1 protein-coding gene is annotated in these 274 nt (G+C 69.3%); it reads left to right on the top strand.

Going from position 1 to position 274, the window contains the following annotated elements; all coding sequences use genetic code 11:
• Positions 1–9: 9 nt before the first annotated feature.
• The coding region (locus UK12_RS33315; protein WP_442973911.1) for an AMP-binding protein at positions 10–274 on the top strand (265 nt) is incomplete at its 3' end.

The following is a 274-nucleotide window of genomic DNA, read 5'->3' as shown; positions in this document are numbered from 1 at the left end:
GAGCTGAATGTGCGGGCGAACCGGTTCGCGCATGCGTTGAGCGCTCGGGGTGTGGGGCCGGAGCGGGTCGTGGCGGTGGGGTTGCCGCGGTCGGTGGAGTCGGTGGTGGCGGTCCTGGGTGTGTGGAAGGCGGGGGCGGCGTATCTGCCGGTGGACCCGGGGTATCCGGCGTCGCGGATCGCGTTCATGCTGGAGGACGCACTTCCGGCTGTGGTGATCTATCATCCGTCGCTGGTGGTGTTGGTTTGCGACCGGCCGGTGACGGGTCCGCTTG

The organism is Saccharothrix sp. ST-888, from assembly GCF_000955975.1.
GTDB lineage: Bacteria > Actinomycetota > Actinomycetes > Streptomycetales > Streptomycetaceae > Kitasatospora.
Note: the sequence above shows the minus strand (reverse complement) of the source record. Positions and strands in the feature narration are given on the sequence as shown.